Here is a 14,421-nt window from a genome sequence, read left to right as displayed (position 1 = left end):
TCCTAACTGTGTAGTCTAACAGGAAGCACAAGATAACAATAGGCTTCTCCTTCTAAAGGACGAACAATGCATGGGCTGACATTTGTAGTAAAATCCAAGCAGATCTCGTTGTCCTTTATAACGCGCGTCACATCTAGCAGGTACCGTACGTTAAAAGCAATCTCTATATTCCTACCTTCCACAATTATTGGAATTTGCTCATATATCTTGCCTATATCCGAATTGGAAGTAATTATCAACTTGTCATCTTGTACGGTTAGCTTTACCAGGTTGTTTTCAAGCTCTCGCGCCATCAATGACGCTCTCTCGAGGCTCTGCTGGAAAAGAAGCCTGTCAATTTTAACCCTGGTTTTATACTCAAAGGGTATTATCTGTTTGTAGTTTACAAATTCACCTTCTAGTAACCGGGAGATGACCTGCGTATTCCCCAAATCAAAGTGCACATGCTTCTCTCCTACGTTTATATACAAATCAAGTTCTTCATCTTCTAAGACTTTGCTAATTTCATTGAGAGATTTACCCGGTACAATTATACTGGCATTTTCTGTATCTTCAGAAATAAACTCCCTCCTTAGTGCCAGCCTGTACCCATCAAGGCAAACTATTGTAATACGACCATTCTCCACCTCAATTAGAGCACCAGTCAAGATGGGCCTGGTTTCATCAGTGGCTACGGCAAAGACGGTTTGTTGGATCATTTTCTTGAAAGTATCCTGTGTCAATTTTATCTGTTTTCTTTTCTCAATCTGCGGAATTTCAGGGTATTCGTAGGGCTCTAGCCCTTGGAGGGTAGTAAATATACTATCTTCGCATATTATATCCATTTGGAATCTCTCATTTAACTGCAACGTTATGTCAGCTTCAGGGAATTTTTTTATGACATCTCCAAATATATGCGAAGGCATGACGACGGAACCCTCTTCTATAACTTCCGCGTTTATGCGCGTCTCAATCGTAATATCAAGGTCTGTGCCCGTTAACCTGACAAAATTATCTTTAGCTTCTACTAGTATGCCTTGTAATACAGGCATGGTGCTCTTGGTTGGAATTGCCCTTTGTACTACTGCTATGGCATTGGAAAGGTCTTTTTGAAAACACTTGAACCTCATAGCGTACCTCCTGGTTGTAGTTGTTTATTTGAAGTAGATTAGTAATAATAGTAATAAAAGTTGTGGATATGTGGATTTTTGTGTCGAAATGGACAAAATCCACATGTCATATGTGGATAGGGGTGGGGATATACCCTTGAATTTTTAGCTATCTTGTCCACAGGTTGTGTATATTTAGCCCTCCCTGATCTTTTTTTTGAGTTCGTCGATGGTTCTTTTAAGTTGGTTATCTTTTTGTATGTCTTCTTGAATTTTTTCGCATGCGTGTATAACTGTTGTATGGTCGCGCCCTCCAAACTCTTCTCCAATTTTTGGCAGAGACTGATCAGTAAGTTCTCTGCACAGGTACATGGCTATCTGTCTGGGGTATGCTATTGGTCGACTCCTCTTTTTGGATTTAAAGTCGTCTACCTTCAGGTGGAAGTAGTCAGCCACTACCTGCTGTATTAGTGGTATGGTTATCTCTTTGGGCTGGGCGGTGGACAATATGTCCTTTAGCGCTTCTTCAGCTATGGATATATTTAGCTTATTATTTGTAAGAGAAGCGTAGGCCATAATTCTGATCAATGCTCCTTCTAGTTCTCTTATATTAGATTCAATGCGCTTGGCGATAAATAGCAGTATCTCATCGTCGATTTCTATGTTTTCCAGCTCAGCCTTTTTCTTTAAGATTGCCACTCGAGTTTCAAGGTCAGGTGGCTGTATATCGGCGATTAAGCCCCATTCAAACCTGGAGCGTAACCTGTCCTCAAGTGTGGGAATTTCTTTTGGTGGCCGGTCGCTGGATATTATTATCTGCTTGTTTGCTTCGTGCAGGGCATTGAAAGTATGGAAAAACTCTTCCTGGGTTCTTTCCTTACCAGCAATAAATTGGATGTCGTCTATCAATAAAACGTCTATATTGCGATAGCGGTTACGAAATTCCACGTTTTTGTCATCACGTATGGAATTTATTAACTCATTTGTAAATTTTTCCGATGTAACGTAAAGTACTTTAGCTTTAGGATTATGTGCTAAGATGTAATGTCCTATGGCATGCATTAAGTGAGTCTTTCCCAGCCCTACACCACCGTATATGAAAAGAGGATTGTATGCCTTTGCTGGCGCTTCGGCTACTGCAAGGCATGCGGCATGGGCAAATCTATTGCTGTTGCCTACTACAAAGGTATCGAAGGTGTATTTTGGATTTAATATACTGTGCGTCTGGGAGTTGTCTATATCTTTATTGTTTGCGCTCTCAATATAAGCTTCTATTTCGTTTTCAAGAATGAATTTAACATAAATAGGTATCCCTGCCACTTCCTTTAAGGAACCGGCTATGGTCTCTATATATCTGGATTGGAGGATATTCTTAGTAAATTCATTGGGTACGCTCAGAACAATCTCGTTGTCTTTCAAAATAAGCGGCTGTATAGCCCTGATCCAGGTATTAAAACTGACATCGGATAATTGAGCTTTCATGTATTGGAGAGCTTTGGCCCACAGGTCTGCAATATTTTTGCTCATCAAAAAAACCTCCTAAAGTTTTGGGAAAACTTTCTAAGTAATATTTTTTCCAAAATTATCAATAATAATATCTGCTAGACGGTTTTAAACAAAAAATAGAGCAAATTATCCACACTACTCACAATTGGAAAACCCTTATTTTTTAAGCATAGCCGTGAAAAATTCATAAGTTATACACAGAGTTATCCACAACATGTGTATAACTTTAAGGGATTCTTTCCTTAATTATATATCCCAAAGTTATCAACAGGCAATAATATAATATCAGAATATTTGTGGATAATCAACGTCGAAGTGTTTGATTTTCTTGACATGCTGGAGATGTTTCGCTTATAATACTATCGTATTCAACAGTTGTAAGGTTAAGAAAAGGGAAGGATAAATTAGCAGGAAGGAGGGTTGAAAGGTATGCTGAGGACGTACCAGCCTAATAATCGAAAACGTAAGAAAGTGCATGGTTTTAGAAAGAGAATGAGCACGAAGAGTGGTCGTATGGTGATTAAGAGGAGGAGGAAGAAGGGCAGGAAGGTTTTGACAGCATAATGAGGCCGCTGGTAAGTGGCCTTTTCTGACATTAAGCGGTAGTTTGTTGGAGGATAAAAGTGAAAAAGATTTACAGGTTGAGAAAACGAAGGGACTTCAACTATACCTATCAAAAAGGTAAGTCGCTTGCTAATCAGTACTTGGTATTGGTGTATCGTCGGACGGGCCTTCCTGTTACTCGTGCGGGTTTTTCGGTAAGCAAGAAGTTTGGTAAATCTGTCAGGCGAAACAGAATAAGACGTCAATTGAGAGAGATATATCGTAGGAGAATTCCGAGTATAAAAGAAGGTTTTGATTTAATTTTCGTAATACGAAAGGATGCTGGTGAGGTGGAGTTTTCTAAGCTAGAAGAGGCAGTAGACAATCTTTTAAAAAGGGCTGGGCTTTTCAAGGAGATGGATTAATGTGGTAACTATGTTGATGAGAAGCCTTTTGGTAGGTATTATACGGTGTTACCAAAGATCGATTTCGCCTTTGCTCCCAAACAGTTGTCGTTTTTATCCTACATGCTCTGAATATGTTGTACAAGCAGTTGAAAAATATGGAGTTTTAAAAGGTCTGTTTATGGGAATAAAAAGAGTATTAAAATGTCATCCGTTTCATCCGGGAGGATATGATCCGTTAGAGTAGTTGATGGGGGTAGTGAATGTAATGAGTCATTTAATGTCAAGTGTATTGGTAATTGCAGAGGCTGCTAATCCGGGACTGTGGGGTTCGTTTGTGAATTTTTTAGCAGATATATTGCGGCTTATAAATAATATCACCAATAATTACGGCCTTTCGGTGGTTTTATTTACGATACTTATGAGGCTTGTTTTGTTGCCGTTAGATTTGAAGGCCAAAGCTTCGACCAAGAAGCTGAATGAGATACAGCCTTTATTGAAAGAAATAAACGAAAAGTACAAATATGACCCTGATAAGAGGAATAGAAAGACGGCTGAACTGTATCAAAAGTATGGCGTAAATCCATTGGGGGGTTGTCTTCCTTTATTGATACAGATTCCCATATTTTTTGCTTTGTTTGCAGCTTTAAGACAAATCTCCAGTATGGAGCTGGGAAGCTTTTTGATAGATGTTATTAGACATCACGACCCTTCTGTAGTACCTGTTTTAGATCAAATTACAAAAGCGGTAGAGTCCTCTAGTGCTGTTAAACAAAGGATGATAGATATCATCCCTCAATTGTTTATTAGAAGTGATTTGCCAATCGTTGAGCGAATGAAGGAAATTGCAGGGGCGGAAAATGTTTCGCTGCTTTTGGAAACAATCAAAAGCATAAGCGATAAGGAGATATACAGTTTTCTCAATTCTCAATACGGTGCTTACAGATTCCTGTGGATTAAAAACGTATGGATTGCCGATTCTCCCCTTGTGAGCGTGGTAGGAAGACCTATTGATCTGTTTTCGGATCAATGGAATGGCCTTTTTATACTCCCTGTCCTTGCAGGTTTAACCTCTTATTATCAAACAAAGTTGACAAGCACATCAGCGACAAACCAGCAAACGGGCGGTTTTGCTGCAATTTTTCCTATATTGTCGGTATGGTTTACTGCCATGTATACAGCGGCATTTGGTGTATATTGGGTTACCAATAATATATTTCAAATAGTCCAACAAATTATGTATAATAGGAGAAATTCATCCGAAGGGGAAGGTGTAAAGCCGTGAAAAGCGTGGAGACCACCGGTAGGACTATCGAAGAGGCTATTTTGATGGCTGTGGCCAAGTTGGGGGTTCAAAGGGATAATCTTGAAATTGAAATCCTTGAACAGCCTGTAAAAGGGCTGTTTGGGATAATAGGTGGTAGGGAAGCAAGGATTCGGGCCACTGTTAAAAGGAACGTTAAGGATGAGATAAAAAGCTTTTTGTCCAGGGTTTTGGAATTAATGGGGGTTGAGGCCAGGATAGAGATAACAGAAGAAGAATCTCAAATAATGGTAAGGCTTAACGGTAAAAATATGGGGTTGGTGATAGGCCGTAGGGGAGAAACGCTGGATGCGCTTCAGTATATTACAAATCTTGTTGTAAATAAAGGTACAAGCAATAGTAAGCGTATAATCATAGATACGGAGGAATATCGAAGTAAAAGAGAAGAGACTTTAAGGAAGTTGGCCAAGCGACTGGCTGATAAAGTACAGCGTACAAAGAAGAGCATTGTCCTTGAACCGATGAATCCTTATGAACGGCGCATTATACATTCTACTCTTCAGAACCATCCTTATGTGATGACATATAGCGAAGGAGAAGAGCCTTATAGAAAAGTGGTTATAAAGCTGAAATAGTTGGTTATATTTTATATTAACCCAGTAAAAAGTTGCTGGGTTAATATTTATGTTCAAAGTAAGGAGAAATTTTGGGGCCAAATTGCTTTAAAACAGATAATTATATTGGCTAAAAAAGAGGATGATGGATTATGGCAGTGGAAATGGAAGATACGATAGCCGCTATTTCAACTCCAATCGGCGTGGGTGGCATAGGTATCGTCAGGATGAGCGGAAGTAAATCGCAGGAGATATTAAACAGGATATTTAGAACCAAAAGCGGGAAACAGCTAACCGGTTTGGAGGATCGCCGGTTTTATTATGGGCATATAGTAGATGGCCAGGGACAAGTTATCGATGAGGTGCTTGTGGTGGTTATGAAGGCACCTCATTCCTATACTAAAGAGGACGTAGTAGAAATACATTGTCATGGTGGAATAATTCCTCTCAGACAGATATTGAAGCTTGTCATTGAATGTGGGGCCAGGTTGGCGCAGCCAGGAGAATTTACCAAACGGGCTTTTTTAAATGGTAGAATTGATCTAGCGCAGGCTGAGGGAATAATGGAGCTTATTTATTCCCAAACTGAGATTCAAGCTAGGGCGTCGATAAAACACATGGAAGGTGCTTTATCTGAGAAAATTCGCGGTATAAGGGGAAAGCTGTTGAATGTCATGGCTCATATAGAAGTAACCATCGATTATCCCGAAGAGGATATAGAGGAATTGCCGAGAGAGAATTATTTGCAAGACCTTGATGAGGTGATGAAGGAGATTGATTATTTACTGAGTACAGCTGAACAAGGGAAGATAATCAGGCATGGCATTAAGGTAGTAATTGTAGGTAAGCCCAATGTAGGCAAGTCTTCTCTTCTCAATGCCTTACTTAAAGAGAATCGCGCCATCGTTACTGATATACCCGGTACTACCAGGGATGTGATCGAGGAATCGCTAAATATAAATGGTCTCCTGGTAAGGATACTTGATACAGCGGGTATAAGGGAGACTACGGATATTGTAGAAGAACTAGGAGTTGAGCGGTCAAGAAAAAGCATAGAAGAGGCAGACTTGGTTTTGTGGGTACTGGATGCATCCAGGCCGTTTGATGATGAGGACAAGAGGATTATGGCTGAAATAGCCGACAAAAAAGTCATTGCTGTGGTCAATAAAATTGATAAGCCCATTGTTTTGGATTTGAATGACATTGAATTGAATGTGCCGGTTATACGCGCTTCTATGATTTTGAATAAGGGTATAGAAGATATAGAAAGGTGTATATATGATGCCGTTATGGAAGGGAAAGTAGAGTCAGACGATGGGATTTTTATAACCAATCTGCGACATCAGGAGGCATTGATGAGGGCAAAAGAGCACGTTGTGGAGGCCATGAAGGCCTTAGAGGGCGGTATACCTGTGGATTTGGTATCGATTGATATACGAGAGGCTTGTGATGCATTAGGAGCTATAACTGGAGAAGCGGTGACAGAGGACTTGATCGAAAAAATATTTTCAGAATTTTGCGTAGGGAAATAGGGGTTGAGTGTGGCTATGGAATTTTATGCGGGAGATTATGACGTAATTGTGATAGGAGCTGGGCATGCAGGATGTGAAGCGGCTCTTGCTGCAGCGCGGTTAGGCTGCAGGACGGCTGTTTTTTCCATAAGCCTGGAAGGTATAGCCCTTATGGCTTGTAACCCTTCCATAGGCGGTACCTCCAAGGGACACTTGGTGAGAGAAATAGACGCTTTGGGCGGACAAATGGGCATAAATACCGATAAGACTTTTATTCAAATAAGAATGATAAATACCGGCAAAGGACCAGCGGTTCATTCCTTAAGAGCTCAGGCAGATAAGAGGAACTATCATCTTCAGATGAAGCAGACACTGGAACGGCAGGAAAATCTTGATGTAAAGCAGGGTGAAGTGGTTTCTATAAGGGTTAAAGGAGGGGCTGTAGAAGGCGTTGTTTTGAGCACTGGTGAGTATTACGCCTGTCGCGCGATTGTGGTGGCTACAGGGGTTTATTTAAAGTCTCGCGTTATTATAGGGGAGTATTCTGTGAACAGCGGTCCTTCTGGCCTTTTTCCTGCAAATTATTTGTCTCAGTGTTTGAAGGACTTGGGGTTTAGGTTAAGAAGGTTTAAAACGGGAACCCCAGCCAGGGTCAATCGCAAAACCATAGACTTTTCAAAGATGAAGGAACAGCCAGGAGATGAAATCATAATTCCCTTTTCGTTCTTGCATGATACTATAAAAAGAGAACAAGTATCATGCTGGCTCACATATACCACTAAACGTACTCATGAAATCATTTTAAACAATCTGCATCGTTCCCCCCTGTATTCGGGTGTTATAGAAGGCATTGGGCCACGGTATTGCCCTTCCATAGAGGATAAAGTGGTCAAATTCAGGGATAAAGAGAGCCATCAAGTGTTTATAGAGCCTGAAGGGCTTAATACCCTTGAGATGTATGTCCAGGGTATGTCAAGCAGTATGCCAATTGATGTACAAATTGCCATGTATAGAACTATCCCAGGATTGGAAAACGTTCAGATTATGCGGCCTGCTTATGCCATTGAGTATGATTGTATTGACCCTACTCAACTCAAGTTATCGCTGGAAAGTAAGGAGATAAAAGGGTTATTTTTTGCAGGGCAGATAAATGGAAGTTCGGGTTACGAAGAGGCTGCAGCTCAAGGGATAGTAGCTGGTATAAATGCAGCGCAGTATATAAAAGGGCAGCCGCCGTTGATTTTGGATCGCTCCCAAGCATATATAGGGGTTTTGATTGACGACTTGGTTACCAAGGGTACCAATGAGCCATATAGGATGATGACCTCTCGTGCTGAATATCGCTTGCTTCTCAGGCAGGATAATGCTGACTTGAGGCTTACTGAAATTGGTAGGAAGATTGGATTGGTGGATGATAGAAGATATGATTTGTTCATGCGAAAGAAGGAGAAAATAGATAAGGAGCTGGCGAGGTTAAAAGAGGTAATTGTTGGCCCTACTGATAAGATGCTTGATTTTTTAAAGAAAAAGGGTAGCTCACTTATAAAGAGCGGGATTACCCTGTATGATTTATTAAAAAGGCCAGAGATTGAGTATGACGATTTTGAAGAACTAGGCTTTGCAAATCCTGAATTGACGAGGCAGGAAAAAGAAGAGGTGGAGATCCAGATAAAGTATGAGGGATATATAAAGAAGCAGATTCAACAGGCTGAACAGTTTAAAAAGATGGAAAATAAGCTGATACCGGAAGACATAGTCTATGATGATATACCTGGGCTGAGGAATGAGGCGAGGCAAAAGCTTAAAGATATAAGGCCTCGTTCCATAGGGCAGGCTTCTAGGATTTCTGGGGTGTCACCAGCAGATATATCGGTTTTGATGATTTATATGGAAAAGATGAGGAGGAAAAATGTCGATGGAAGACCTCGGTAGCGAAATGGAGCTTCTTAAGGCTGGCCTTAGTAAATGGGGTATAGATATAGATGATGTGAAAGTGGAGCAGTTTAGGAATTATATATATCTTTTAATGGAATATAACCGGAAAGTAAATTTGACCGCTATTACTGAACCTAGGGAGATTGTGATACAGCATTTCCTGGATTCTCTTTCCGTATTGACGATGGATAGTTTTCATCAAAAAGGGTGGGTTTTAGATGTAGGATCAGGTGCTGGCTTTCCCGGCATTCCTATAAAAATAGTCCTTCCTGAACTGAATATGGTGTTGCTTGATTCGTCGAAAAAGCGAGTGGCTTTTTTGAATCAAGTGATAAGGGCTTTAAAGCTTGATAAAGTAATGGCTGTTCATGGAAGGGCGGAGGTGTTGGGGCATTCTCAATACCGAGAGGCGTTCGATATAGTGGTATCGAGGGCGGTTGCTCCTCTCAGAATACTGTGTGAGTACTGTATACCCTTTTTACGCCTGGGAGGGCTTTTTTTATCATATAAAGGACCAGGAGCTTTGGAAGAGCTTGAGAAATCAAAAAATGCAATTGATATTTTAGGTGGGAGCTTTGTTGGGATAAAAGGTATTGATGTCCCTTTTTCAGAGAAAACGCATAACATAGTGGTTATAAGGAAAGATAGGAAGACTCCAGATAATTATCCTCGGGCACCCGGGAAACCTCAAAAATCGCCATTGTGATGGCGATTTTTTTGTTTCGGCGAATAAATATGAAGAAATATGAAGAAATATAGAAATAAAGAAAGGAAACTGCAGATATAATATAATAAATAAAAATTTTTAAAAAAATTTAAACAAATAAGAAGGAATTTAACAATTTATGGCGAATAGTATAAATAATTGAATGGGGGCGATAGAGATGTTGAGGGTTATAAAAAAAGGCGTATCGGACAATTGTATGATGGTTCAGCAAATACCGATTGAAAAAATAAGGCCAAATCCTTATCAACCGCGGAAAGAATTTTCAAAGCAGGGATTGGAGGAACTATCCCAGTCCATAAAACAGTATGGGGTGCTGCAACCTATCACTGTGAGGAGAGTCGGTTCTGATGCTTATGAGCTGATTGCTGGTGAGAGGCGCTTACGAGCCTGTCAAATGATAGGGATGGATTACATACCTGCGATAGTCTTAAATGTTAACGAGAGTGATTCAGCAATTGTGGCTATGATTGAGAACCTTCAGAGGGAGGATTTGCATTATTTAGATGAGGCAATGGGGTATGCCTGTTTGATACATGACCATGGTTTTACTCAAGAGGAATTGGCCAAAAGAATAGGAAAGAATCAATCCACCATTGCCAATAAGATGCGCCTTTTGAAGCTCCCAGATAATATAAAAAAGATGTTGCTGGAAAATAATTTATCAGAAAGGCATGCCCGGGCTTTGTTGAGGTTGCCAGATGATGATATGAAGTTGAAGGTACTTCAGCAGGTCATAAGTAAGAAGTACAACGTAAAAGAGACAGAGATGTTGGTGGAAAAAGTATTGGATAAGCTTCAGTCCAATAAGCTTAACAGTGTAAAGCGTACCAGGTTAAAACAGAAAACCAATAATGATGTAAGAATTTTTATAAACACTATTAAAAAGGCTGTAAATATGATAAAGGAATACGGTCTTAATCCAGAGATGACTCAAATCGATAGAGAGGATAGCGTGGAAATAATTGTAAAAATACCAAAGTTTATATAAAAATGTTTATATTTTTTCAAAGTAAAATACGGCCTAGCCAAAGAAATTTGGTGGTGCCGTATTTTATTTTTGTTACCCTTTAAATTAGAATGATGTTTTAATATAATATAGATTGAAGATTTAAGTTTAAAAATTAAATGAAGGGGTTGTAAATTTCATGTCTAAGGTAATCTCCATTGCCAATCAAAAGGGTGGGGTGGGCAAGACCACGACGAATGTGAATTTGAGTGCATGTATAGCGGCTTTGGGTAAGAAGGTGTTGACCATAGATATAGATCCGCAGGGCAATACCACCAGTGGAGTGGGTATTGATAAGAACAGGATAAATTGTTCTATTTATGATGTCTTGATAAATGGTGTTGATGCCAGGGAGGCCATAATATCTACCAAAATTGAAAATTTAGATCTCATACCTTCAAATATACAACTTGCCGGGGCTGAAATAGAGATGGTACCTATGATCGCGAGAGAAACCATTTTGAAGAGGGCTATTGAACCCATTAAAAATGAATATGATTACATATTTATCGATTGTCCTCCTTCTTTAGGGCTTCTCACTATCAATGCTTTGACTGCTTCTGATAAGGTAATGGTGCCAATTCAGTGCGAATATTATGCCCTTGAAGGCCTAAGCCAGCTAATTAACACAATAAACATAGTGAAAAAGAAATTGAATCCATCATTGGAGCTTGAGGGAGTAGTGTTGACCATGTTTGATGCTAGGACTAATCTTTCCATTCAGGTCGTGGAGGATGTGAAAAAACATTTTAGAGATAAAGTTTATAGAACCATCATTCCCAGGAATGTCAGGCTAGGAGAGGCTCCAAGTCATGGACTTCCAATAACATTGTATGACCCTAAATGTGTAGGCGCTGTTGCTTATTGCGAACTTGCAGAGGAGTTTATTGAGAATAACAAGGAGGCGATTTAGTTGGCAAAGCGTGGATTGGGAAGAGGACTGGATGCTTTACTTCAAACCTATGATGAGCAAACGGATTTTTCGGAGAAAGAAACAGTTAAAGAAATAAAAATAACTGATATTGATCCTAATGTTAATCAGCCAAGGAAGCGCTTTGATGAACAAAAGATAATGGAACTTGCACAGTCTATAAAACAACATGGCGTTGTTCAGCCTATTATAGTGAAACCTCATAACGGGAGATACATAATTGTTGTGGGGGAAAGAAGATGGCGGGCAGCTAGGCTTGCGGGTTTAACGCATATACCGGCTATTGTGAGGGATGTTGATAAGAGGGAGCTTGTAGAGATTGCTTTGATTGAAAATTTGCAGCGAGAGGATTTGAACCCGATAGAAGAGGCACAGGGAATACGTCAATTGATAGAGGAATATGGTCTTACTCAAGAACAAGTTGCGGAGAGGATAGGATGGAGCAGGTCTGCAGTGGCTAATGCCTTAAGGCTCCTCTCTTTGAGCGAGGAAATAAAGAGTTATTTGGAGGATGGCAGATTATCTGCTGGCCATGCAAGAGCTTTGTTAGCCGTTGAAGATGAAGAAGCAAGGTTGATGCTTGCAAAGAAGATAGTGGAGGATGGCTTGAGCGTTAGAGAGGTAGAAAAAGTAGTAAGAGATATTAAGAATGGTATAGATGGGACAAAAAAAGGCGATAAGAAGCAAGTTATGAAAAAGCCGGGTTATTTATTAGAACTTGAAGCAGCTCTTGAAGAACGTTTTGGGACTAAAGTTCAAATTACTCCCGGCAAGAAAAAGGGAATCATTCAGATGGAGTACTACAGCGATAGCGATCTCGAGAGGATAATAAATAAGTTGATGTCATAACCAAATGTTTCACGTGAAACATTTCAAAATTGTTTCACGTGAAACATTTTTAATATGGTTAAGGGTTCACCATTTATATGGTCCCCCTTATTAAATTTGTGAATATATTTGATTTAAAGAAAAATCGACCCATTAATGAATTTTCTATTAAAGAGTAGATTATATCAACAGGCGCTAATGTCAATATAACTGGTACTAATGAAAATAATAGAGACACAAAAAACATACCTCTTAAAATTCCTATTCCGGCACCTGCAAGTCCATCATATTTTTTTAAACTGGGTAACCCAAAGACCTCTTTTGCTATGGATATCCCTATTTGACAAATCATCCTGATTATCAAAAACAGTGCTATAAAACATACTATGTTAAGAATTATATAGGCAATGCTATAATTAAAATATTCTCCAACAGTAGAGAGATGAGGCAGAGCCCTATTTAGTATATTGGCCAGTACCAATCGATTAAAGGGGGGAGGCAATTGCGCTCGATCTACTATATTCGTTATTTGTTCTGGCGTTAAGGATGATACTAAGAGTGCTTGTTCTTCTATTGATTGAATTTTGGAGGCCCCCTCAGTATAATATATGAGGGTTTTTATTAAATTAGGGTGGTGATATACAATAAATTTCGAAAGCACGGGATAAAATATAAATGAGGTTATCCATGAAAAAATGGAGGATAGAAGACCGAGACCTGAAACCACGCAACCGTTATATGCTCCCATTAACGCAAATATTAGCATGACAAACAATATTATGTAATCAATATGATTCATACTCACTCGTCCTTTCGAAAATCTGCTTTATTTAAAGAATATATATATACCATGTTATCCCTACTTAGTACATAAAGATAATTAGAGGCATAAGGTGACCAGTAGACTCTTCTTGGTTGTATATCAAAAGCAAAAGTTTTAAGTATATTACCACTCTTGTTTATGGTCACCAAGTTGCCATTCTTGTCGAGTGCTATAAACTGTTGGTCTTTGTATGGTTGTAAGTTCGTTAATTCATGCGGAAGTTCAAGAAATTCTCTGTTACCATCACTATACACATATAGCGCATTAGCCCCATTAAATCTTGATTTCGGGAAATATAACACCCAACCCTTATCCAAAGGGACAGCCTCATGGAGATAGGTGTTGGGAGCGTTGATGTTCCATTTTATTGAACCATCTATATTGTAACATGTTATCTGGTGTATGCCAACCAAAATGATGGTTTTTTGGGTCCTATAAATTTTATAAAACAATAGGTCATTTAATGATAGCATACCTTGGGGAGAATTACCATTTAAAAAATTAAAAACCCGGCTAGACGGATAAGGGGTATCGGTAGCTAAAGCAAGAATAGAAAACCCCCTGGTAATAGGATCATAAGATACATCTAAGTAATGCGAATTTTCTATGCCATTTAAATCTACGGCATATATGTTATCTTTTTGAATGAAAAAAGGCCTTAAAAGTTTGTCTTCGGTTTTTAATATGATTAGGAGCGCATCACCCATTTCTCGCATGTCAAATCCTTCGCTTCCCTCTCCGGCGGTATATACGAGCTTAAAAGGCATGGTGGCTGTATCATATATAAATTTGTTGTTTATTAGAACATACCGGAAAGTGGACTTATCGATGTTAGGAGAATCGCCTACCAGCACCATGTCTTCCGGTTTAAAAGGTAGGTTCATTTCTTTACCATCGTGTGTAAAAAATTTAGTATTAGTACCTGAAACGGCAAAGCCGTTTTTAAAAAAGTGTACACTTGCCCCCTCTTCTATCAAAAAGGGTTTATTTAATAAATCATTGCTCTGTAGATTTTTGTGTTTATGAAAAAACAGTTCCTGCAAATGATTGCGCGTTATTATACCAACAATAATACTAATTAATGTAACGAACAATGCTACTTTTTTCCTGATCATCATTCCCTCCAATTTTTAAAAGATCCTCATTTTTGATATTTCGTCAAAAAATGAAAAAATCCTGCTTTTTGATGGGAGTATTTTATATTCTCATTGTTAAAAGTATATGTTGGGATGAAATTGCAT

15 protein-coding genes are annotated in these 14,421 nt (G+C 39.1%); 11 read left to right on the top strand and 4 right to left on the bottom strand.

Translation table 11 applies throughout. From position 1 onward, the window contains the following. Window positions 1-2 precede the first annotated feature (2 nt). Complete coding sequence (gene dnaN / locus JOD02_RS10455) at window positions 3-1,109, bottom strand: DNA polymerase III subunit beta (RefSeq protein ID WP_204489340.1); 1,107 nt, start codon at window positions 1,107-1,109, stop codon at window positions 3-5. Between the two features lie 174 nt (window positions 1,110-1,283). Then, window positions 1,284-2,615 (bottom strand): chromosomal replication initiator protein DnaA, encoded by a 1,332-nt coding sequence (gene dnaA / locus JOD02_RS10450; RefSeq protein ID WP_204489338.1) that lies wholly within the window; start codon window positions 2,613-2,615, stop codon window positions 1,284-1,286. A 408-nt stretch (window positions 2,616-3,023) separates the two neighbouring features. Between dnaA and rpmH the strand changes: the two genes are divergently transcribed. The 11 genes from rpmH to JOD02_RS10395 all read left to right on the top strand — a co-directional run bounded on the left by rpmH (window position 3,024) and on the right by JOD02_RS10395 (window position 12,378). Beyond that, on the top strand, window positions 3,024-3,158 hold the full coding sequence (gene rpmH, locus JOD02_RS10445; RefSeq protein ID WP_025748740.1) for a 50S ribosomal protein L34: 135 nt from the start codon (window positions 3,024-3,026) through the stop codon (window positions 3,156-3,158). Between the two features lie 59 nt (window positions 3,159-3,217). Further along, entirely contained in the window at window positions 3,218-3,562 is a 345-nt protein-coding gene (gene rnpA / locus JOD02_RS10440; RefSeq protein ID WP_204489337.1) for a ribonuclease P protein component, read from the top strand. Between the two features lie 13 nt (window positions 3,563-3,575). Then, entirely contained in the window at window positions 3,576-3,788 is a 213-nt protein-coding gene (yidD, locus tag JOD02_RS10435; RefSeq protein WP_204489363.1) for a membrane protein insertion efficiency factor YidD, read from the top strand. A 21-nt stretch (window positions 3,789-3,809) separates the two neighbouring features. Next, window positions 3,810-4,826, top strand: coding sequence for a YidC/Oxa1 family membrane protein insertase (locus tag JOD02_RS10430; RefSeq protein WP_204489336.1), 1,017 nt, complete (start codon window positions 3,810-3,812; stop codon window positions 4,824-4,826). Further along, window positions 4,823-5,440 (top strand): RNA-binding cell elongation regulator Jag/EloR, encoded by a 618-nt coding sequence (jag, locus tag JOD02_RS10425; RefSeq protein WP_204489335.1) that lies wholly within the window; start codon window positions 4,823-4,825, stop codon window positions 5,438-5,440. The genes JOD02_RS10430 and jag overlap by 4 nt, the downstream gene beginning before the upstream one ends. Before the next feature lie 137 nt (window positions 5,441-5,577). Next, on the top strand, window positions 5,578-6,951 hold the full coding sequence (mnmE, locus tag JOD02_RS10420) for a tRNA uridine-5-carboxymethylaminomethyl(34) synthesis GTPase MnmE (RefSeq protein WP_204489361.1): 1,374 nt from the start codon (window positions 5,578-5,580) through the stop codon (window positions 6,949-6,951). A gap of 15 nt (window positions 6,952-6,966) precedes the next feature. Further along, the gene (mnmG, locus tag JOD02_RS10415) at window positions 6,967-8,862 is read left to right on the top strand and encodes a tRNA uridine-5-carboxymethylaminomethyl(34) synthesis enzyme MnmG (RefSeq protein ID WP_204489334.1); all 1,896 of its coding nucleotides are present in this window, start codon (window positions 6,967-6,969) and stop codon (window positions 8,860-8,862) included. Continuing rightward, window positions 8,846-9,571, top strand: coding sequence for a 16S rRNA (guanine(527)-N(7))-methyltransferase RsmG (rsmG, locus tag JOD02_RS10410; protein ID WP_243426506.1), 726 nt, complete (start codon window positions 8,846-8,848; stop codon window positions 9,569-9,571). The genes mnmG and rsmG overlap by 17 nt, the downstream gene beginning before the upstream one ends. 178 nt (window positions 9,572-9,749) lie before the next feature. Next, on the top strand, window positions 9,750-10,580 hold the full coding sequence (gene noc, locus JOD02_RS10405) for a nucleoid occlusion protein (RefSeq protein ID WP_204489333.1): 831 nt from the start codon (window positions 9,750-9,752) through the stop codon (window positions 10,578-10,580). 157 nt (window positions 10,581-10,737) lie between these two features. Further along, window positions 10,738-11,511: a ParA family protein gene (locus tag JOD02_RS10400; RefSeq protein WP_204489332.1), complete on the top strand. Its 774-nt coding sequence runs from the start codon at window positions 10,738-10,740 to the stop codon at window positions 11,509-11,511. Then, window positions 11,512-12,378, top strand: a complete 867-nt coding sequence (locus tag JOD02_RS10395) for a ParB/RepB/Spo0J family partition protein (RefSeq protein ID WP_204489331.1) — start codon at window positions 11,512-11,514, stop codon at window positions 12,376-12,378. It abuts the gene before it with no gap. Between the two features lie 73 nt (window positions 12,379-12,451). Here JOD02_RS10395 and JOD02_RS10390 read toward each other — a convergent pair whose 3' ends face one another. Continuing rightward, window positions 12,452-13,156 carry a CvpA family protein gene (locus JOD02_RS10390; protein ID WP_204489330.1) on the bottom strand — a complete coding sequence of 235 codons (705 nt, stop codon included), beginning with the start codon at window positions 13,154-13,156 and terminating at the stop codon, window positions 12,452-12,454. A 2-nt stretch (window positions 13,157-13,158) separates the two neighbouring features. Next, window positions 13,159-14,295, bottom strand: coding sequence for a hypothetical protein (locus JOD02_RS10385; RefSeq protein ID WP_204489329.1), 1,137 nt, complete (start codon window positions 14,293-14,295; stop codon window positions 13,159-13,161). Between the last annotated feature and the right edge of the window lie 126 nt (window positions 14,296-14,421).

The sequence above is a fragment of the Caldicoprobacter guelmensis genome (assembly GCF_016908415.1).
GTDB classification, from domain to species: domain Bacteria; phylum Bacillota; class Clostridia; order Caldicoprobacterales; family Caldicoprobacteraceae; genus Caldicoprobacter; species Caldicoprobacter guelmensis.
Note: the sequence above shows the minus strand (reverse complement) of the source record. Positions and strands in the feature narration are given on the sequence as shown.

Bases quoted from the DNA above. Each gene is read 5' to 3' on its own strand.
- mnmG (WP_204489334.1), top strand. From the start codon at position 6,967: ATGGAATTTTATGCGGGAGATTATGACGTAATTGTGATAGGAGCTGGG.
- rpmH (WP_025748740.1), top strand. From the start codon at position 3,024: ATGCTGAGGACGTACCAGCCTAATAATCGAAAACGTAAGAAAGTGCAT.
- JOD02_RS10400 (WP_204489332.1), top strand. From the start codon at position 10,738: ATGTCTAAGGTAATCTCCATTGCCAATCAAAAGGGTGGGGTGGGCAAG.
- dnaN (WP_204489340.1), bottom strand. From the start codon at position 1,109: ATGAGGTTCAAGTGTTTTCAAAAAGACCTTTCCAATGCCATAGCAGTA.
- noc (WP_204489333.1), top strand. From the start codon at position 9,750: ATGTTGAGGGTTATAAAAAAAGGCGTATCGGACAATTGTATGATGGTT.
- JOD02_RS10430 (WP_204489336.1), top strand. From the start codon at position 3,810: ATGAGTCATTTAATGTCAAGTGTATTGGTAATTGCAGAGGCTGCTAAT.
- JOD02_RS10390 (WP_204489330.1), bottom strand. From the start codon at position 13,156: ATGAATCATATTGATTACATAATATTGTTTGTCATGCTAATATTTGCG.
- dnaA (WP_204489338.1), bottom strand. From the start codon at position 2,615: ATGAGCAAAAATATTGCAGACCTGTGGGCCAAAGCTCTCCAATACATG.
- rsmG (WP_243426506.1), top strand. From the start codon at position 8,846: ATGGAAGACCTCGGTAGCGAAATGGAGCTTCTTAAGGCTGGCCTTAGT.
- JOD02_RS10385 (WP_204489329.1), bottom strand. From the start codon at position 14,295: ATGATCAGGAAAAAAGTAGCATTGTTCGTTACATTAATTAGTATTATT.